Annotated in this window: 20 protein-coding genes; 11 read left to right on the top strand and 9 right to left on the bottom strand. The window is 65.3% G+C overall.

Features of this window, described 5'->3' with window-relative positions:
* Positions 1–167: 167 nt before the first annotated feature.
* The 6 genes from WN72_RS42005 to WN72_RS47345 all read right to left on the bottom strand — a co-directional run bounded on the left by WN72_RS42005 (position 168) and on the right by WN72_RS47345 (position 5,790).
* Entirely contained in the window at positions 168–1,007 is an 840-nt protein-coding gene (locus WN72_RS42005) for a DUF2076 domain-containing protein (protein ID WP_092215347.1), read from the bottom strand.
* 125 nt (positions 1,008–1,132) lie between these two features.
* Positions 1,133–1,978 (bottom strand): ChbG/HpnK family deacetylase, encoded by an 846-nt coding sequence (locus WN72_RS42000; RefSeq protein ID WP_092215345.1) that lies wholly within the window; start codon positions 1,976–1,978, stop codon positions 1,133–1,135.
* Positions 1,975–3,012 (bottom strand): glycosyltransferase family 2 protein, encoded by a 1,038-nt coding sequence (locus tag WN72_RS41995; protein WP_027563100.1) that lies wholly within the window; start codon positions 3,010–3,012, stop codon positions 1,975–1,977. The genes WN72_RS42000 and WN72_RS41995 overlap by 4 nt, the downstream gene beginning before the upstream one ends.
* An 86-nt stretch (positions 3,013–3,098) precedes the next feature.
* Positions 3,099–4,076, bottom strand: a complete 978-nt coding sequence (gene hisG / locus WN72_RS41990) for an ATP phosphoribosyltransferase (RefSeq protein WP_092215343.1) — start codon at positions 4,074–4,076, stop codon at positions 3,099–3,101.
* A 3-nt stretch (positions 4,077–4,079) separates the two neighbouring features.
* The gene (locus WN72_RS41985; protein ID WP_028146508.1) at positions 4,080–5,231 is read right to left on the bottom strand and encodes an ATP phosphoribosyltransferase regulatory subunit; all 1,152 of its coding nucleotides are present in this window, start codon (positions 5,229–5,231) and stop codon (positions 4,080–4,082) included.
* Between the two features lie 190 nt (positions 5,232–5,421).
* Complete coding sequence (locus WN72_RS47345) at positions 5,422–5,790, bottom strand: hypothetical protein (protein ID WP_245003222.1); 369 nt, start codon at positions 5,788–5,790, stop codon at positions 5,422–5,424.
* A gap of 49 nt (positions 5,791–5,839) precedes the next feature.
* On the opposite strand from WN72_RS47345, the gene WN72_RS41975 reads away from it, so the two are divergent.
* Together WN72_RS41975 and WN72_RS41970 are read left to right on the top strand one after the other, a co-directional pair.
* Entirely contained in the window at positions 5,840–6,346 is a 507-nt protein-coding gene (locus WN72_RS41975; protein ID WP_027563096.1) for a hypothetical protein, read from the top strand.
* Between the two features lie 10 nt (positions 6,347–6,356).
* Positions 6,357–7,364 carry a helix-turn-helix domain-containing protein gene (locus WN72_RS41970; protein ID WP_027563095.1) on the top strand — a complete coding sequence of 336 codons (1,008 nt, stop codon included), beginning with the start codon at positions 6,357–6,359 and terminating at the stop codon, positions 7,362–7,364.
* 1 nt (position 7,365) lies between these two features.
* On the opposite strand, the gene WN72_RS41965 is transcribed toward WN72_RS41970, so the two are convergent.
* Complete coding sequence (locus WN72_RS41965) at positions 7,366–8,118, bottom strand: 16S rRNA (uracil(1498)-N(3))-methyltransferase (RefSeq protein WP_027563094.1); 753 nt, start codon at positions 8,116–8,118, stop codon at positions 7,366–7,368.
* Positions 8,119–8,328: 210 nt separating this feature from the next.
* Here WN72_RS41965 and WN72_RS41960 point away from each other — a divergent pair, with 210 nt between their 5' ends.
* Complete coding sequence (locus WN72_RS41960; protein WP_027563093.1) at positions 8,329–8,991, top strand: hypothetical protein; 663 nt, start codon at positions 8,329–8,331, stop codon at positions 8,989–8,991.
* Positions 8,988–9,920, top strand: a complete 933-nt coding sequence (ubiA, locus tag WN72_RS41955) for a 4-hydroxybenzoate octaprenyltransferase (RefSeq protein WP_092215342.1) — start codon at positions 8,988–8,990, stop codon at positions 9,918–9,920. The genes WN72_RS41960 and ubiA overlap by 4 nt, the downstream gene beginning before the upstream one ends.
* 114 nt (positions 9,921–10,034) lie before the next feature.
* On the opposite strand, the gene WN72_RS41950 is transcribed toward ubiA, so the two are convergent.
* Complete coding sequence (locus tag WN72_RS41950) at positions 10,035–10,553, bottom strand: DUF6101 family protein (protein ID WP_027563091.1); 519 nt, start codon at positions 10,551–10,553, stop codon at positions 10,035–10,037.
* A gap of 278 nt (positions 10,554–10,831) precedes the next feature.
* On the opposite strand from WN72_RS41950, the gene WN72_RS41945 reads away from it, so the two are divergent.
* The 6 genes from WN72_RS41945 to lpxK all read left to right on the top strand — a co-directional run bounded on the left by WN72_RS41945 (position 10,832) and on the right by lpxK (position 16,351).
* Complete coding sequence (locus WN72_RS41945) at positions 10,832–12,223, top strand: TldD/PmbA family protein (protein WP_027563090.1); 1,392 nt, start codon at positions 10,832–10,834, stop codon at positions 12,221–12,223.
* Positions 12,210–13,025, top strand: coding sequence for a 3'(2'),5'-bisphosphate nucleotidase CysQ (locus WN72_RS41940; protein WP_092215340.1), 816 nt, complete (start codon positions 12,210–12,212; stop codon positions 13,023–13,025). Before WN72_RS41945 ends, WN72_RS41940 begins: the two co-directional genes overlap by 14 nt.
* Before the next feature lie 61 nt (positions 13,026–13,086).
* A complete protein-coding gene (locus WN72_RS41935) occupies positions 13,087–13,335 on the top strand; it encodes a DUF4170 domain-containing protein (protein WP_027563088.1) in 249 nt (82 codons plus the stop codon).
* Positions 13,332–14,045 carry a lysophospholipid acyltransferase family protein gene (locus WN72_RS41930; RefSeq protein ID WP_027563087.1) on the top strand — a complete coding sequence of 238 codons (714 nt, stop codon included), beginning with the start codon at positions 13,332–13,334 and terminating at the stop codon, positions 14,043–14,045. The genes WN72_RS41935 and WN72_RS41930 overlap by 4 nt, the downstream gene beginning before the upstream one ends.
* Complete coding sequence (locus WN72_RS41925) at positions 14,008–15,342, top strand: 3-deoxy-D-manno-octulosonic acid transferase (RefSeq protein WP_092215338.1); 1,335 nt, start codon at positions 14,008–14,010, stop codon at positions 15,340–15,342. Before WN72_RS41930 ends, WN72_RS41925 begins: the two co-directional genes overlap by 38 nt.
* Positions 15,335–16,351 (top strand): tetraacyldisaccharide 4'-kinase, encoded by a 1,017-nt coding sequence (lpxK, locus tag WN72_RS41920; protein WP_092215336.1) that lies wholly within the window; start codon positions 15,335–15,337, stop codon positions 16,349–16,351. The genes WN72_RS41925 and lpxK overlap by 8 nt, the downstream gene beginning before the upstream one ends.
* Before the next feature lie 302 nt (positions 16,352–16,653).
* On the opposite strand, the gene WN72_RS41915 is transcribed toward lpxK, so the two are convergent.
* On the bottom strand, positions 16,654–16,851 hold the full coding sequence (locus WN72_RS41915) for a hypothetical protein (RefSeq protein WP_027563084.1): 198 nt from the start codon (positions 16,849–16,851) through the stop codon (positions 16,654–16,656).
* A gap of 618 nt (positions 16,852–17,469) precedes the next feature.
* On the opposite strand from WN72_RS41915, the gene WN72_RS41910 reads away from it, so the two are divergent.
* Complete coding sequence (locus WN72_RS41910; protein WP_027563083.1) at positions 17,470–17,778, top strand: hypothetical protein; 309 nt, start codon at positions 17,470–17,472, stop codon at positions 17,776–17,778.
* Positions 17,779–17,788: the final 10 nt, after the last annotated feature.

The raw sequence follows: 17,788 nt of genomic DNA, 5'->3' as shown, positions 1-17,788 counted from the left end.
TGTTCTTGCTTCGTCTCTCCCCGCCTGCGGGGAGAGGCTGCATTGCATCGGAGATGCAATGCGGGTGAGGGGGAGTCTCCGCGAGTCCAACTCTCACTCATTTTGCGGAGAGAGCCCCTCACCCCAACCCTCTGCCCGTAAGAACGGGGAGAGGGAGAAGACCGGCCTCACGCGTAATCGCTGCCGCCATCGTCGCCGCCGCCGAAATCGCTGTCGTCGGCCATGTCCATGTTGCCGTCGTCGTGATCGTCGTCGTAATTCTGGTCGTTGTTGTCGCGATCATTCGAGGCCTGGTCGAAGAAGCCTTGCTGAGAATCCTGGCGAGAATCCCGGTTCGAGCCGACGTCGTTGAGGCCGGCATCGCGCGCGAGCGAGCCGCCGGACTGGTCGCTGCTGCCGCCCCACGGGCTGCGATCGCCCAATGCGTTGGTGTCGCCAAAGGCCTGCTGGTGCCCGCCGCCCATCATGCCGCGGATGCTGGAGAGCAGCAGCGAGCCGCCGACGACGCCGGCCGCGGCTGCCGCCGCCGTGCCGAGGAACGAGCCGCCGCCACCGCCGACCGGCGGGGCGCCATAGCCCGGAGCTTGGCCCTGACCCGGACCTTGTCCGTAAGGCTGACCATAAGGCGGCTGGCCGTAGCCCGGCTGGGTCTGCTGCATCGCTTGGCCGGTGTTCCAGACCGGCCGCTGCTCACGCGGCGGCACGTTCGGAACGGAACCGCGCGACTGGCTGCCGCCGAACAGCGTGTCGCGCATGGTGTCCAGGAAGCCGCCGGACTGCTGCTGCTCGGGCGCATGGGCCGCTTCCAGCTCCTGGATGCGGTTATGGGCGCGCTTCAGTGCTTCGTCCTGCAACAACGTGGTCTGCACCAGGGCGTAGATCGCGCCGGGTGCCTTACGCAGGCCGTCGGAGATCGCGGTGATCGCGTCGGGATCGCGCGGTGCATTTTCCAGTTTCGAAAGCCGGTCGAAAAGCTCGTCAACGAGCTGGCGTTCCTGCGGCGTCATGATCAATCTCCCTCGCGCAAACCAAGCGCGAGCAAGATGTAGGGTTCCATTATGGCCCCAACAGTGCCGGCCGGATTAAATTTCAGTATGCGACAAGCTGACCCGCGGCTTGTTTTCCGCCGGGTTCACCCCAGCGTGACGCCGCTGTCCGCCAGCAGGCGCGCGAAGGCATCGCTGGCAAGATAGGCATGCTCGCGCTCGCGGACGTCGGTCATCGGATCGAGGCCGGTGAGGACATCATCGACGAAACCGGGATGGCACATCACGAGGCCGCCGTCGGGGAGGCCTTGGAGGAATTGCCGCATCAACGCGCCGAAATCGGCCGCGCGCGTGAAATCATAGGCGCCGGCAAAGCCCGGATTGAAGCTGAGGCGAGCGCCATCCGCGCGGCGGCGGAATTGCGCGCTGAGGATATCGAGCACCATGGCCTTTGGGGAGGCGAGGCGCTGGGCCAGCGGCAGGTTGCGGCCGCCCTGGCGAACCCAGGCTTTCGGCGCGCCCTCGCTGACGGCATCGACAAAGCCGTCGCGCACCTGCGGAAAGAGCTGCACATGCTGGTGGCCGTCGACAAAGTCGGGCGCGCGGCCGAACGCTTCCACGAAGGCCGCCAGCTGCGCCTTCACCTCGTTGCGAAAGAATTCGCGGTCGAGCCGGCGTGCAAGCCCGGCGCGCAGCAGCTTTGGAAACGGCAAGAACATGTCGCCGTCGAGGGGACGAAAATGCATGGTGAGCGGCCGGAACGGCGCCGACAACGTCACGTGCAATCCGATAGCGCAGCGCAGGCTCGCCTTTACGGAGGCCTGGAGCGCTTCGACCTCGCTGCGTTCGATCGCGGGGCCGACCATCATCACCGAGGTCGCGTTGAGGCGGCCGCGTTCGATCAGGTCGCGGATGGCGCGGTTGACACCCGGGCTGATGCCGTAATCGTCGGCGCAGAGCCAGATCCGCCGCAGGCTCGCGGCCGCGCTCATTCGGCCGCGGTCCTCTTGGCGGCGTCATCGGCCTCGAAATGCTTCTCGCTGTGCTCGGCGACGAAGTAGATCGGGCGTGCCTTCAGCTCGGAGAGGATCTTGCCGATATATTCGCCGACGATGCCGATCATGATCAGCTGCACGCCCCCGATCGTCATCAGGCCGACCACGAGCGAGGGATAGCCGGGCACCTGCTTGCCTGTGGTGAACACCTCCCAGAGGATTGACAGGCCGAACAGGAAGGCGATGCCGGCGAGGATGACGCCGAGCAGGCTGGCGAAGCGCAGCGGCGCCACCGAGAACGAGGTCAGGCCCTCGATGGAAAGACCGAGCAGGCGCGCGGCATTGAAGGTCGTGACGCCATGGGCGCGGGGCGCCGGCTCGTAATCGACGCGGATCTGGCGGAAGCCGATCCAGCTGGCGAGGCCCTTGAAGAAGCGGTTGCGCTCCGGCAGCTGCCGCAGCGCCGTGACCGCGCGCGGCGAGAGCAGGCGGAAGTCGCCGGCGTCCTCCGGAATCTTCTGGCGCGCGCCCCAGTTGATCAGGGCGTAGAAGCCGTGCACGGCGAGCCGCCGCAGGAAGGTTTCGTTGTCGCGATGCGCCTTGGCGGTATAGACGACGTCATAGCCGTCTTCGATCCAGTGTCGCACGAGCTGCTCGATCAGGGCCGGCGGATGCTGGCCGTCGCCGTCCATGAACATCACGGCGCCGAGCCGGGCATGGTCGAGGCCGGCCATCAGCGCCGCCTCCTTGCCGAAATTGCGCGACAGCGACACCACCTGGACGTCGATCGCGTCGGCCGGCAGCGAACGGGCGATCGACAGCGTCGCATCCGCGCTGCCGTCGTCGACATAGACGACCTCGCAGGACAGCCGATAGCGCTGCCGCAGCGTCCTGGCGAGATCGCAGATGCGCTGGTGCAGGGCGGCAAGGCCCGCCGCCTCGTTGTAGACGGGGACGACAATCGACAGCCCCTTGGCGGCGGCGCTGCTTGGGGTGGTTGTCAGGCCGGAAACGTCAGAGCCCAGCGTCATCGATTAGGGTTCCAGAGGCGATCAAGTCTTCTCAACAGCATATGGTAGCTGCCGTTTGCTGTCGCTACGCTGAACGAACCTGAGGCTCACCGCCGCAGGAACGCCTCGAGTTTGGCGAACAGCGGGTTCTCCCGGTCGAACACATAGTCGAGCGAGACCACCGAGACGGTCTCGGCGCCGTGCTCGCGCAGGAAGCTGGCGAGCGCATAGAGCTGGCCCGGCGGGCAGTGCAGCGTCAACATGCCTGACGAGGTCGGGCCGCCGAACGGGGCCTCGACGCCGAACCGGGTGTGGGCTTCGCCGAGCAGCGCCGCGTCGCACTGGCGGAAGCGGGTGCGGACCTCGCGGTATTTGTTGGCCCGCGCCCTTGCGGCGATGTGGTCGAGGATGACGCGCGCGGTCTCGCGCGCCTGCGACGACCAGTCGGCGTCCTTCGACGCCACCAGATTGGCCTGGCTGCGCAGCATCACGCCGTCGTCGAGCACCCGCAGGCCGTTGGCGGCGAGCGTGGCTCCCGTGGTGGTGATGTCGACGATCAGCTCGGCGCTGCCGGCCGCCGGCGCGCCTTCGGTGGCGCCCGCGCTTTCGACGATGCGGTAATCGGTGATGCCATGCTGCGAGAAGAACGTGCGGGTCAGGTTGATGAACTTGGTCGCGACCCGCATCCGCATGTGATGCTGCTCGCGGAAGCCGGTGGTGACGTCGTCGAGGTCGGCCATGGTGCGGACGTCGATCCAGGCCTGCGGCACCGCGACGACGACGTCGGCATAGCCGAAGCCGAGGCCCTCGATCAGCGACACGCGCTTGTCGGCGTCCGCGATGTTCTCGCGCACCAGGTCCTCGCCGGTGACGCCGAGATGCGCAAAGCCGCGGGCGAGCTGCGCGGCGATCTCGCTGGCCGAGAGATAGGCGACCTCGACATTGTCCAGGCCTGCGATGGTGCCGCGATAATCGCGTGCGCCGCCGGCCTTCGACAGCTTGAGGCCGGCGCGGGCGAAGAACGCTTCGGTGTTTTCCTGAAGGCGGCCCTTGGAGGGAACGGCCAGAACGAACGGCGCGCTCATGACTTAAGCTCCCACCTTGCGGCCGATGCGGCTCAGCGCATCGATCCAGACCGAGAACCCGACGGCGGGGATCGGCTCGGCCGATCCAAGCTGGGTCATCAGCCCGTCATAGCGGCCGCCGGCGACCAGCGGCTCGACGCCGTTGCCGCGGTGATGCAACTCGAATTCGAAGCCGGTGTAATAGTCGAGGCCGCGCCCGAACGCGGTCGAGAAGCGCGTCTGCTTCACGTCGATTCCGCGCGCCGCCATGAAGCCGACCCGGCTCTCGAACTGGTCGATCGCGGCAGACAGATCGAGCTTCGCATCCGCGGTGAGCGCGCGCAGCTCGGCGATGGCGTCGTCCGGATTGCCTGATATCGACAGGAAGCGCTTGAGCACGGCGATCGCCTCGCGCGGCAGCGCGCCGCCCTTCAACGTCGATTGCTCCAGGAAACGATCAGCGATCTCCGCCGTGGTGCGGCCGCCGACATTTGTGGTGCCGGCGATCGACATCAGATCGGTGACGAAGGCCAGCGCCGCCTTGCGGTCGGAGCCGGCGAGCGCGGCGAGCACGCCCTCATATTCGCTGCGGGTCGCGGTGGCCGCGGCCGCCAGCTTCTCCAGATCTTTCTCCAGACTGATCTTGCGGTTGAAATCCTTGACCAGGCGGCGGCGCCAGACCGGAAAAAGATTCAGCGCGTCGAGCAGCGCATTGAACAGCGCGACGTCGCCGGTGCGGATCTCGACATCGCGGACGCCGAAGGCCCCCGTGGCCTCCAGCGCCAGCGCCAGCATCTCGGCGTCGGCCGCGGCGCGGTCCTGACGACCGAACGATTCGATGCCGGCCTGAAGGAATTCGCTGGCCTGGCCGCTGCGGTAGCGGAACACCGGACCGAGATAGCTGAACCCCGCCGGCTGGCCGGCCTGGCTAGATGCGAGGTAGTCGCGGGCGACCGGAATGGTGAGGTCCGGCCGCAGGCAGAGCTCCTCGCCGGAGAGGTCCGTGGTCAGGTACAGGCTCTTGCGGATGTCCTCGCCGGAGAGGTCGAGGAACGGCTCGGCCGGTTGCAGGATCGCGGGCTCGGCCCTGACATAGCCGGCCTGCGCGAACGACAAGAGCAGCGTATCCGCCCAGGCGGCGGAGCCGGCAGCATTTGAGGTGGCAGTCGCGGTCATCTCAGGGTCCATCGTCCCGGTGGAACCGGGCAAGGCAAGGGGGAGGCGAATTGGCGCAGCCCTTAGCATGGCCCGAAAGCGGTTTCGACCTCCAATGGATCAATCCCTTAACGGCTTTGGAGCTGGAAGGACGCGATCTCGCGGAAAGTGTCTCAGGTAATTTAATACCTGAAAACGAGAGGTCTGGCTTTCATTCGGTTTGGCCAGCGACGTCTATGGACCCATCGTCAGGCAATGCGCCGGTGGAAGCGAAGACAAGCCCTGCTGCTTCCAGCACAGCGTGATCTGCGAGCTGCTCGGCAAGCTCGAGAATTCTGTGCCTTTTGCCCGGGTCCCTTATGCCGAGAAACGCCTTGATAAGCCCGAGTTCCTCGCGCCGCCGCATCTCCAATGCATCGTCGTCCATGGTCAGGTCGTCCCCAGCGGCAGCCTCATTGCTGGTCGCTGATTTTGTGCGTCGCATGCGACTCGCCGCCGCAACCGCAGGCTCGACCTCACATTGAGAAATTGAGTGCGGCGGGCAAGTCGTCGCATACTCATTTTGGGTATGGCGGATCATTCATCTGCTGCCGCCCTTCGTTTACAATGTAAATATTGGTTTCCGATTCATGCGCAATACTTCAGATGTTATCCGGGCGGTCTCGCGGCATACGCTGGCCTATATGCTGTTTTCGATCAGCGAGATGTTCCGGCATTACGACGAGTTCGATCCGCTGGACCTTCTGATCGTTCATGCAATTCTCAACGCGAATGTCATCAATGTGATGAACGACCCGTCGCTGGACGAGAGCTTCTCCAGCATTCATGCGGTCGAGCCGGATGCGATCAAGCAAGGTGTGTCTCGGGCGGCACTCTCTCGCTTCCTCAGCCTGCCGCTCGAGACAGTTCGCCGTCGCGTGACAGGACTTAAGAAACGAAAGATTCTCGCCGAGACCAAGGCCGGGCTCATCGTGACCGAGCAGAACGCTTTCAGGTTTGGGAACAATCACGAACTGCAGAAGACCAATATGCTGTTGCTGACCAAACTGCTGCGCGATCTCAAGCGCTCCGGCATCAACGGGCCGGACGATCTGCGCGTCCGCAAGGGCGCTACATCCACGAGGAAGGCGAAATAAGCGGCGGGATATGGATCGAAGCCATCTCAACATCGCTCGCGATGGAGCGCAAAAAATAGCGGCGAACGGCGGGCTGTCTTTTCAGGGGCTGAGGCCATCCGCTGCCCTCGAGCTTCAATCGTACGACTTCGATCATTTCGGCGAAACCGAGCGATATGCCGGCGCGTCCAGCATGCCGCTGTCTGTCGGGACAACTGCCATCATGCGCGCCAGGCTTAGCCTGCCAAACATGACTCTCTCGCTGGTGAAGACGTTCCCGCGGATCATTCGCGGTTATGACCTGGCCCATGCCGTCGCCGTGGTGGTTCCGATGGATCATGTGACCGCGACCCGGATCAACGGGCGGACGATTGGCAGCTCGATCGTGATTCTAAAGGGAGCGTCCGATTGCCTGGTCTATGAGCCTGAGGGGCGCCTGATAGGTGTTGCATATTTCAGTGCGCCCGGGCGCGAGCCTTGGGGACAATTGAGCGACGGCTATCACCTGCTGAATGCGGCACCGGGCATGCTCGCCTCTCTGCGCGGCTTGATCTCCACGACGCTTGAAACCGCAGCCTATGATCCAGACGTCCTGGACGAGCCGGCCTCGCGAGCCGTCGTCGAGCAATCGCTGCTCAGCACCGTGGATGCCGCAATCCGGACCAGCGTGACTAGTGCGGCTGCTCCATCCCTGACGAATCGCTATCGGCAGATCGTCGTGGATATGGAAGAGTCGATACGGCGCAATCTGATGATCTGGCCCAAGACCACCGAACTGGCAGAGCAGGTGGGCGTGTCGGTTCGGACCCTCCAGAGCGCGACGCTGGCCATTTGCGGCATGAGCCCGAATCGCTACAGCCGGGTGTTGCGCCTTTGGTCGGTGCGCAAGCAGCTGCGCGTCGGCCCGGCAGCGCGCAGTGTGAAGTCCTGCGCGATTGCGCATGGCTTCTGGCATCTGAGCGAGTTCGCGGCGAGTTACCGGGCAGCTTTCGGGGAACTGCCGTCCGAGACCTTGCAGCGGTCGCTGCGAGGGGAATAGGCTAACCGCCGCCCCAATCGCCCAGCACCGCTTGCACCAGCGCCAGCGCTGCCACCGCGGCGGTGTCGGCCCGCATGATCCGCGGACCCAGCGCCAGCCGCAGGATCTTGGGCTGCCGCAGCAGCAGGGCCCGCTCTTCTTCGGCAAAGCCGCCTTCGGGACCGATCAGCACGTCGACGCCGTGGCCGGCCGCCTCGCGCGCGTTTTGCAGGTTCTGGACAGGATTTTGGACGTCTGCCGCTTCATCGCAGAAGATCAGCAGCCGATCGGCGGGGCGCTGGCTCAGGTAGCGCTCCAGCGGCACCGGCTCGGCGACACCGGCGATGCTCAGGATGCCGCATTGCTCGGCCGCCTCGACCACATTGGCGCGCATCCGCTCGGTGTTGACCCGGGAAGCCTGGGTGAACCGGGTCAGGACTGGTTGCAGCGTCGCGGCACCCATCTCGATGGCCTTCTGGACCATGTAGTCGAGACGGGCATGCTTGAGCGGGGCGAAGACGTAGGCGAGGTCGGCCAGACGGTCCTGGGGCCGGGTCTGCTGCAGGATCACCAGCCCATCCGGCCGCTTGCGGCCCTCGATGGCGGCCTGCCACTCGCCGTCGCGGCCGTTGAAGGCCAGAACTTCGGCCCCGGCGGCCAGCCGCAGCACATTGCCGAGATAATTGCTCTGGTCGCGGTCGAGCGCGACCCTGGCGTCCTGGGCCAGGGGAGCGTCGACGAACAGGCGGGGGGCGCGGAAATCGTGGGAAGGCATGGTTCGAAGGTCCGATTTGCCGGCTTTCTTAACCGAAAGCAGCACTTTCGGGGTAAATATCGCCACTTTGGTGCGTCCCGACGCCGCGCTCTTGCCCTATTCGACGGGTTGTTAAGGGCCGGCGGGAATCGTAAATACGCGAGCACGCTGGTTGCGCTTCAATTGGGAAGACGCCGAGCCCCGTAAGCTCCTGCCGGAGAGACTGTCTTGATGATCCGTCATTTGATGGTTCCGATCACTGTCGCCATGATCAGCCTGGGCGCCGCGGGCGCCTATGCGCAAAGCGCCTTCCCGGCGCCGCTACCGAACCAGGCTGCGAGCAGCTCGGCCTTTCCGCCCGTGAACGGCTCGGCGCCGACCGCCTCTGTCGGCGCGGCACCGCAATCCTCGTTTCCCGTGAATGGCGCTGCGCCCATTGGCGGCGCCGGCGCCTTCAGCGCCGCTCCGCCGACGCAGGCCGGTTCCGGTGAGGACTGCATGAAGGCGTTCTTGCCTCTGCGCGAGGAGGCCGAAAAGCGCGGCAAGCTGATCAAGGCCGCGAGCGACCGTCACGCCCCGCCGGACGAGGCCTGCAAGCTGATCCGCAATTTCAGCCAGGCTGAAACGAACATGCTCAAATACATCGAGAAGAATTCCGCCAAATGCGGCATCCCGGCACAGGTCGGCGCGCAGATGAAGGAAGGCCACAAGAACACCGAAGCCATGACGACGAAGGTCTGCAACGTCGCGCAGCAGATGCAGCAACAGCAGGCGCGGCCGGCCGGTCCGTCGCTGAGCGAGGTGCTGGGGTCTGGTTCTGCGCCTGAAGCCAATGCCGGCAAGAAGGGCGGCAGCACCTTCGACACGCTCAACGGCAACGTCCTCACCCGATGAGCGACACATCCGCCCGTGTTGCCGATTCCACCGGCAACTGGGTCGATACGCTCGCGCCGCATTGGGCGCGACCTTACTTGCGCCTGTCCCGCTTCGATCGTCCGATCGGCTCCTGGCTCTTGTTGATGCCGTGCTGGTGGTCGGCCGCGCTCGCGAGCGGCATGGCGCACGACGTCCGCCGCCTGCCGCTCACCATTGTGCTGTTCTTCATCGGCGCCTTTGCGATGCGCGGGGCAGGCTGCGCCTGGAACGACATCACCGACCGCGACCTCGACGCCAGGGTCGAGCGCACCCGCTCGCGGCCGCTGCCCGCGGGGCAAATCACCGTGAAGCAGGCGCTGGCCTTCCTGGTCGCGCTGGCGCTGGTCGGCCTCGTCGTGCTGCTCCAGTTCAATCGCTTTGCCGTCGTGACCGGCATCGCCTCGCTGGTGGTCGTCGCCGTCTATCCCTTCATGAAGCGCGTCACCTGGTGGCCGCAGGTCTTCCTCGGGCTCGCCTTCTCCTGGGGCGCGCTGATGGGCTTTGCCGTCACCTTCGGCCGCATCGACATCACCGCGCTGGTGCTCTATGCCGGGTCGATCGCCTGGGTGATCGGCTATGACACCATCTACGCGCATCAGGATGCCGAGGACGACGCGCTGATCGGCGTCAAATCCACCGCGCGCCTGTTCGGCGCGCACACGCACCAGGCCTTGATCCTGTTCTACGGCCTCGCGGTGGTGCTGATCGGTGTCGCGCTGGCATCAGGTGATGTGCGCTGGCCGGCATGGCTCGGGCTTATGGCCTTCGCCGCGCATCTCGCCTCGCAGATCGTGCGCCTCCGGATCGACGATCCCGAGCTGTGCAAGCGCCTGTTCTATTCGAACAAGCACGCGGGCCTGCTGCTGTTTGCGGGATTGCTGACGGACGCCGTGATGCGGGCGGCGTGACGCCGTAGGGTGGGCAAAGGCGCCCTTGCGCCGCGCCCACCATCTTTCCGAGAAAAAGATAGACGAGATGGGCACGCGTCGCTTTGCCCACCCCACGGCACCTGTGAGTGCCGTTCAATTCCGCGCGATGATCTCGTGTTCGCCGAGATGAACCGGCAGCTCGCGCGCGACGCCGGCGCGGCGGCGCATCAAGAATTTCGGACGGCGGGTGCGGATCGCGTTGGCGCGGCGACGGCGGGCTGCGGGCTTGCGCGCGCCTTCGTCGAGCTGCGGCAGCGCGAAAAGCTCGCTCCAGATCGCCCAGGCCTCGTTGAGTTCTTCGCCGTCGGCGCTGACCTGCAGCGGAACGGAGAGCGAGGGATCGCGATGCACGAGGACGAGCGCCTGCGCCTCGTCATTGCCGCGCAGCGCAACGCCGACGAAGTCGCTGACGCGCACGTTGATCGCCATCTGCATGCCGCGGACGGCACGGCGCAGCACGACGCGTTCGCGATGAAGCTCGATCTGCCGGGTGTAACCGTCGGCGCGCGGATCGTGCGCATCGAAGCGGACCGGAAGGGAAAGAGGGTCGAGCCGCAAGGAGCGGCTCGACCCGGCGGGAGCGACCCCGCTTGTTGATGTTTGACGCCTCACGGCTTTCATTCTCCCCGCCGAGATTATGTTCCCGGTCGATGCGAGGACCTTAGCGCGTCCATTTCCGAAACCGCTTAAAAAGGCTGGTTAATCCAACCTCACCGCCGCGCATGATTGACAAGACCTTGGCGCGCATGATTGACGAGACGTTGCCTTGGACGTGCGAATCTGAGCCTTTTGCGGGCTGAAAACGCTTGAAGTCCGCACCATTTGGGCACATCTGGTGGTCACGGCGCCTGTCGCCCCGAAACCTCCCGCGCCCCAACAGGATTTCGTTTGTGAACCCTTCACCAAGCTCGACGCTTTCGCCTAAAGCCAATCGCGATCTGTTCGATCAGTCCGCGCTGTCCGATCTCGCACAGCGGCTGGTGGAGGCGGCGAGGCGCGCCGGCGCGGATGCGGCCGATGCGGTCGCGGTGCGCGGCGTCTCGCAAGGCGTGGAGGTGCGCGACGGCCGCGTCGAGGAATCCGAGCGGTCCGAGGGCGACGATGTCGGCCTGCGCGTGCTGGTCGGCCAGCGCCAGGCGGTGGTCTCGACCAACGACGTCAGCGGCGATGCCGTGACCAAGCTCGCCGAACGCGCGGTGGCGATGGCGAAGGTCGCGCCATCAGACAAATATGTCGGCCTCGCCGATCCCGCGCTGCTCGCGCGCGACTTCCCCGATCTCGATCTGCTCGATCCCGACGTGCCCGCAACTTCAGAGCTCGAGCGCCGCGCGCTGGCTGCTGAAGCCGCCGCGCTCGCCGTGAAGGGCGTGACCAAATCCGGCGGTGCGTCGGCATCGGCCGGCATGGGCGGCATGGTGCTCGTCACCTCGACCGGCTTCCACGGCTCTTATTTGCGTTCCAGCCAGGGCATCTCGGCCACCGCCATATCAGGCGAAGGCACCGGCATGGAGCGCGACTACGACTTCACCTCGGCGCCGCATGGCGCCGATCTGCTGTCGCCGGAAGTCGTGGGCCGTTCCGCCGGCGAGCGCACGGTGGCGCGCTACAATCCGCGCAAGGTCGAGACCTGCAAGGTGCCCGTCGTGTTCGATCCGCGCGTTGCCGGCTCGCTGGTCGGCCATCTCGTCGGCGCCATCAACGGCGCCTCGATCGCGCGCAAGACCAGCTTCCTCAAGGACAAGCTCGGCCAGCAGCTGTTCGCCAAGAACATCCGCATCATCGACGATCCCTTGCGTAAGCGCGGCCTGCGCTCGCAGAGCTTCGATGCCGAAGGCGTCGCAGTGAAGCGGACTGCGCTCGTCGACGAGGGCGTGCTGACGACCTGGCTGCTCGACTGCGCCACCGCGCGCGAGCTCGGCCTCGTCACCACCGGCCACGCCCATCGCGGCGTCTCGTCCTCGCCCTCGCCGGGGCCCTACAATCTGCATCTCGAGCCCGGCACACCGACGCCGGCCGAGCTGATCTCCGACATCAAGCAGGGATTCTACGTCACCGATTTGATCGGCTCGGGGGTCAACGGCGTCACCGGCGATTACAGCCGCGGCGCCTCCGGCTTCTGGATCGAGAACGGCGAGATCACCTATCCCGTCAGCGAGGTGACGATTGCGGGCCACCTGTTCGAGATCTTCAAATCGATGCAGCCGGCCAACAATCTGGAGTTCCGCTACGGCATCAATGCGCCGACGGTGCGCATCGAGGGTTTGACGCTTGGCGGACGTTGACGCGCACTCCCTCGAAACCATCCTGACGCGTGATGCGGCGCTGCTGAAAGACACGGTGCGGGAGGCGGGCAGCCTCGCGCACTCGATGTTCCGCACCGAGCTGAGGAAATGGATCAAGGGCGCGTCCTCGCCGGTCTCGGAAGCCGACATCGCCGTCAACGACCTGCTCGAGGCGCGCCTGCGCTCGGCGACTCCAGGCTATGGCTGGCTGTCGGAGGAGAGCGCCGACGATTCCACGCGGCTGTCGCGGCGGCTGACCTGGGTGGTCGATCCCATCGACGGCACGCGCAACTATCTCAACGGCCATGACGAATGGTGCGTCAGCGTCGCGCTGGTCGAGGATGCCGCGCCGGTGCTGGCCGCGGTATACGCGCCGACCACCAACGAGTTCTTCTTCGCGGCCCGCGGCCAGGGCACGACGCTGAACGGCAAGGCCGTGCGGGCAGCGGGCGGATCGGCGCTCGATTTCTCCCGCGTCGCCGGCCCGAAGCCGATGGTCGAGCGGCTCAATACCTCCGGCGGCGACATCAAGCTGCATCCGCGAATCGGCTCGCTCGCGCTGCGCCTGTGCCGGGTCGCCGATGGCGTGCTGGATGCGGCTTTTGCGGGCGGCAACAGCCATGATTGGGACCTTGCGGCGGCCGATTTGATCGTGCAGGAAGCGGATGGTAGGATGAGCGACCTCTCCGGAGATCCCATCCTCTATAACCGCCGGGAAGTGGCGCACGGGGTGCTGGTGGCAGCGGGTCGCGATCGTCATGCGAGCATTGTCGCGCATCTTCGAAACCGCCCCTTAGCCTGAAGCGCTTTCGTCGTGCTTGTCGAACACTGCTTTGCCGGGCAGCCCGTTAGGAACAGAATCCATGTCAGATAGTGCCCCGCAACAATTGCTGCATCTCGTCATCGGCGGCGAGCTCGTCGATCTCGAGCACAACACCTTCAAGAACCTGGACGACGTCGAGATCGTCGGCCTCTATCCGAACTATGCGACCGCCCACGCCGCCTGGCGGGCCAAGGCGCAGAGCACGGTCGACAACGCCCAGATGCGCTATTTCATCGTCCATCTGCACCGGCTGCTCGACCCTACCCAAGAATCGAAGCCGGCGCGTTGAAGAAACTGCTTCGCAATACGCTGCGAAGCAGCTGGTTTCAGCGTGCCGTCGGGGTCCTGGCGGCCGAATATCTGCGCTTTGTCTGGCGGACCAACAAGTTCACGTTCGATCCGCCCGACGTCTATGACATCGTCGAGCCGCAGATCCCGGCGATTTTCGCATTCTGGCACGGCCAGCATTTCCTCACCCCGTTCATCAAGAACAAGGACTCCTACAAGGCCAGGGTCCTGATCTCGCGGCACCGCGACGGCGAGTACAATGCGATCGCCGCCGAGCGGCTCGGCATCGGCACGATCCGCGGTTCCGGCGACCATGGCGGCGCCTTCCACCGCAAGGGCGGTGTCGGCGCCTTCAAGGAAATGGTGCGGACGCTCGAGGACGGTTGTAATGTCGCGCTGACCGCCGATGTCCCCAAGCGCGCGCGCGTGGCCGGGCTCGGCATCATCATGCTGGCACGGGAATCGGGGCGGCCGATCATGCCTTTCGCGATGGCGACCAGCCGATTCATCCGGCTCAAGAACTGGGACCGTACCACCATCAATTTGCCATTCGGGCGGGGCGCATTGGTCGGCATCAAGGAAATCCACGTTCCGCCGGACGCCGACGCGGCCATGATGGAAACCCTGCGGCTCGAGCTGGAAGAGACGCTGAACGAGGCGACCCGCCGCGCCTATGCGCAGCTCGGCCGTCCGGGACCCGCAGATGGCTAGTTCGCTTCCGATGACGCTGCGGATGTATCATCGCCTGGCGAGCGGCCTGGTGCCGCTGGCGCCTGCGCTGATCAAGCGGCGGCTGAAGCAGGGCAAGGAGGATCCCGCGCGCGTCGGCGAGCGGCGGGGCCTTAGCCAAGACGTCCGTCCGCACGGTCCGCTGGTCTGGATCCACGGCGCCAGCGTCGGCGAGGTCCTGGCCGCGGCCGCGCTGATCGAGCGCCTGCGCGACCTCAACCTGCGCATCCTGCTCACCTCGGGCACCGTGACCTCTGCGGCCGTCGTCGCCAAGCGCTTTCCGCCCGACGTCATCCATCAATACGTGCCCTATGATTCGCCGCGCTACGTCGCGCGCTTCCTCGACCATTGGAAGCCGTCGCTGGCGCTGTTCATCGAATCCGACCTGTGGCCCAACCTGATCCTGGCGGGCGCAGCGCGCCGGGTGCCGATGGTGCTGATCAACGGGCGGATGTCGCCGCGCTCCTTCCCGCGCTGGCGGCGGATGTACGGCACCATCTCGGCGCTGCTGTCGCGGTTCGACATCTGCCTAGCGCAATCGAAGGTCGATGCCGAGCGCTTCTCCGCGCTCGGCGGCCGCGACGTCGTCACCACGGGCAATCTCAAGCTCGACGTTCCCGCGCCGCCGGCCGATCCCGCGAGGCTGGAGCGGCTGATGGCGATGACGCGCGGGCGTCCGATCATCGTCGCGGCCTCGACCCATCCGGGCGAGGACGAGATGCTGGTCGCGGCCCATCGCAGCCTCGCCGGTTTCTTTCCGCAACTCCTCACCGTGATCGTCCCGCGCCATCCGGATCGCGGCTCCTCGATCGCAGGGCTGATCACGGCATCCGGCCTGAAGCCCGGCTTGCGTTCGCGCGAGGAGCTGCCGACCGCCGCGACCGACGTCTATGTCGCCGACACCATGGGCGAGCTCGGCCTGTTCTATCGCCTCTCGCCGATCGTCTTCATGGGCGGATCGCTGATCCGCCATGGCGGGCAGAATCCGATCGAGGCGATCAAGCTCGGGGCCGCGATCGTCCATGGCCCGCACGTCTTCAACTTCGCCGACGTCTACGAGGCGCTCGATGCGAGCGGTGGCGCGCGTCAGGCCGACACGCAGGAAGTGCTGGTCAAGCAGCTCGGCCAGCTCCTGGCCGATCCCACCATGCGCGACAAGATGCAGCGCGCCGGCAGCGGCGTGGTGGATCAGCTCGGCGGCGCGCTCGACCGCACCATGGGCGCACTCGAGCCGTATCTGCTGCAGCTGCGGATCGAGATGGGAGCGGCCAATGCGTGAGCCGGCCTTCTGGTACCGGCCACGTTCCCCGAAGTCGCATCTTTTGAGTCCGTTGGGCGCGCTCTACGGCGCCATCACCGCGCGCCGCATGGCGCGCAAGGGCTTTGACGCCGGCATTCCCGTGATCTGCGTCGGCAATTACCATGTCGGCGGTGCCGGCAAGACGCCGACCGTGCTGGCGCTGACCAAGCTGCTGCGCGAGCTCGGCGAGACGCCGGTGGTGCTCAGCCGCGGTTATGGCGGACGGCTTCAGGGCCCGGTGATGGTCGATCGCGCGCGTCACACTGCCGCCGACATCGGCGACGAGCCGCTGATGATGGTGCGCGACGTGCCCGTCGCGGTCGCGCGCAACCGCGTCGACGGCGTCGCGCTGGCGAAGTCGCAAGGCGCCACCGTGATCCTGATGGATGACGGCTTCCAGAACCCGCATCTGATGAAGGATGCATCGCTGATCGTGATCGACAGCGAGCGCGGCCTCGGCAACGGCAAGGTGTTTCCGGCCGGCCCCCTGCGCGCGCCGCTGAAGGCGCAGCTCGCGCGCACCGACGCGCTGGTGCTGATCGGCGACGGCCATGCCGCGGACGATGTCGCGGCCGAGCTCGAAAGGCGCGGCAAGCCCAGGCTGCGCGCACGCTTGACGCCGGATACGGCTTCCGTCGGGCAGCTCGCCGGCAAGTCCGTTTTCGCGTTCGCCGGCATCGGCGATCCCGAGCGCTTCTTCCGCAGCTTGCGCGCCTGCGGCATCGATGTTGCCCGCACGCGCCCCTTTGCCGATCACCACAGGTTTTCGCACGACGAGCTCGCCCTGCTTGCGGCGGACGCCCGACGCGAGCAGCTCACGCTGGTGACGACGGAAAAGGACCTCGCGCGCCTGCGCGGCCGCGGCGATGTGCCAGGCGGCATCGTGCCGTTCGCCGTGCAGCTCTCCTTCGACGATCCGGCAACGCTGCGGCAGCTGATCAGCAATCACCTCTACAAGGCGCGCGAGCGGCTGTTTTCCAGGCGATGATTTTGTAGATCGCGTAGGGTGGGCAAAGCGCAGCGTGCCCACCATCAGGAACATCTGGGTTGAAAGTGAGAGTCGTGGGCACGCTTCGCTTTGCCCACCCTACGGCGTCACGGCTGCAATCTCGGTTCAGCACTTGGTCGTGCTCACCACGCACCAACGGCAATCATTCCGATAATGGTCAGGCACGAGGCGCAGGCCACCATGAAGGTATAGCATTCGGGTGTATTCATCGCTTCCTCCCAAACTGCAGCCAATTGCTTGGCCATTGCTACGCGGGAGAGATCACCGGTCTTCGAGCCGCTTCAATGCGGCGCGTTGCGGCCGGTCTTGTGGTGCGCCTTCGTCTCATTCTCGTCACCCTGATCCGCCGGATGACGATCGGCATCGAGAGCCTCGAAGCGTTCTGTTGCGATCAGAAGCTGTTTGCGCATTTCAGCGAGACGGGCGCGGCAATATTCACGATACAGCAGGTCCAATATGGTGGGCATGAACACCCCCATCGGTTGGTATTCGATTGACTGATATGCCGCCGCGAATTTTCGAGGTGATCCTAGCCCGTCAGATGGCTCTTCGATATGAGCCCGTTCACAGACTGCGCCAATTCCAATGCTCAACGGCTTTTGGTTGACTTGATTGTCTGCGCGATAAAAGCAACAGGGCCAATTACCTAACATGCATGTTAGCAGCCCTGTGTTTCACCAAGATTTCGTCAAACAACTTAAGCGCGCCGAATTGCAACAAAGAATCCAACTACAGCGCGAAATGACTCACCATTGAGTGCACGCGCTATTCGATGCAACGCAGATCGGCATGATGAGATCATTTGTCTGTGAGACCGGCGGTGCGAGCGCGCGCGAACACCGTCGGGACGCCGGCACATTCGTCGCCATGCCCTGGAGATCGGCTGCATCGCCAGCGGCTGGAGCATGATCCGGAAAAGTGCGCAGCGGTTTTCCGAAAAGATCATGCTCAAACAATAACCTGAAGCGCGATGACGATTCATCCTGATCTCATCGCGCTTTTAGGGCGGCTGCGCTCTTGCCATCGTGTCGCAGCCTGCCATTCAGGCGACATTCATCGCAAGGCGCCTATCGATGTCAGACGATCGGGAGAATTCGATGAGATTGCCGTCCGCAGCCTTCGCCGCGAGCCTTGTGTGTCTGATCATTGCGCCGGTGCTGGCGCAAACGCCGGCGCCTGCACCAAGTCCGACCGCCACCGTGCCGGTTCCCGCGACCAAGCGCGTGACCTGTCTTGCGACGACGCAAAACTTTAAGGGGCAGGAGAAGCGAGACCAGATGCAGCTCTGCATGGCGCAGGCGCGGCTCGATTGCCTGAAGCAGGCGATCGATCAGAAGGTCGTCGGCGAAGCGCGCAAGAGTGCGATCAAGACTTGCGTGGGCACGGATGGTCCCGAGCCACAATAGCGGAGCGATG

Origin of the sequence: Bradyrhizobium arachidis (genome assembly GCF_015291705.1) — a bacterium.
Taxonomy (GTDB): Bacteria; Pseudomonadota; Alphaproteobacteria; order Rhizobiales; family Xanthobacteraceae; genus Bradyrhizobium; species Bradyrhizobium arachidis.
This window is presented reverse-complemented; position numbering and strand designations above follow the sequence as displayed.

What these genes read in the sequence shown, in the direction of transcription:
- WN72_RS42005 (WP_092215347.1), bottom strand. Translation starts at nt 1,007, where the DNA reads ATGACGCCGCAGGAACGCCAGCTCGTTGACGAGCTTTTCGACCGGCTT.
- WN72_RS42000 (WP_092215345.1), bottom strand. Translation starts at nt 1,978, where the DNA reads ATGAGCGCGGCCGCGAGCCTGCGGCGGATCTGGCTCTGCGCCGACGAT.
- WN72_RS41995 (WP_027563100.1), bottom strand. Translation starts at nt 3,012, where the DNA reads ATGACGCTGGGCTCTGACGTTTCCGGCCTGACAACCACCCCAAGCAGC.
- hisG (WP_092215343.1), bottom strand. Translation starts at nt 4,076, where the DNA reads ATGAGCGCGCCGTTCGTTCTGGCCGTTCCCTCCAAGGGCCGCCTTCAG.
- WN72_RS41985 (WP_028146508.1), bottom strand. Translation starts at nt 5,231, where the DNA reads ATGACCGCGACTGCCACCTCAAATGCTGCCGGCTCCGCCGCCTGGGCG.
- WN72_RS47345 (WP_245003222.1), bottom strand. Translation starts at nt 5,790, where the DNA reads ATGATCCGCCATACCCAAAATGAGTATGCGACGACTTGCCCGCCGCAC.
- WN72_RS41975 (WP_027563096.1), top strand. Translation starts at nt 5,840, where the DNA reads ATGCGCAATACTTCAGATGTTATCCGGGCGGTCTCGCGGCATACGCTG.
- WN72_RS41970 (WP_027563095.1), top strand. Translation starts at nt 6,357, where the DNA reads ATGGATCGAAGCCATCTCAACATCGCTCGCGATGGAGCGCAAAAAATA.
- WN72_RS41965 (WP_027563094.1), bottom strand. Translation starts at nt 8,118, where the DNA reads ATGCCTTCCCACGATTTCCGCGCCCCCCGCCTGTTCGTCGACGCTCCC.
- WN72_RS41960 (WP_027563093.1), top strand. Translation starts at nt 8,329, where the DNA reads ATGATCCGTCATTTGATGGTTCCGATCACTGTCGCCATGATCAGCCTG.
- ubiA (WP_092215342.1), top strand. Translation starts at nt 8,988, where the DNA reads ATGAGCGACACATCCGCCCGTGTTGCCGATTCCACCGGCAACTGGGTC.
- WN72_RS41935 (WP_027563088.1), top strand. Translation starts at nt 13,087, where the DNA reads ATGTCAGATAGTGCCCCGCAACAATTGCTGCATCTCGTCATCGGCGGC.
- WN72_RS41925 (WP_092215338.1), top strand. Translation starts at nt 14,008, where the DNA reads ATGCGCAGCTCGGCCGTCCGGGACCCGCAGATGGCTAGTTCGCTTCCG.
- lpxK (WP_092215336.1), top strand. Translation starts at nt 15,335, where the DNA reads ATGCGTGAGCCGGCCTTCTGGTACCGGCCACGTTCCCCGAAGTCGCAT.
- WN72_RS41915 (WP_027563084.1), bottom strand. Translation starts at nt 16,851, where the DNA reads ATGGGGGTGTTCATGCCCACCATATTGGACCTGCTGTATCGTGAATAT.
- WN72_RS41910 (WP_027563083.1), top strand. Translation starts at nt 17,470, where the DNA reads ATGAGATTGCCGTCCGCAGCCTTCGCCGCGAGCCTTGTGTGTCTGATC.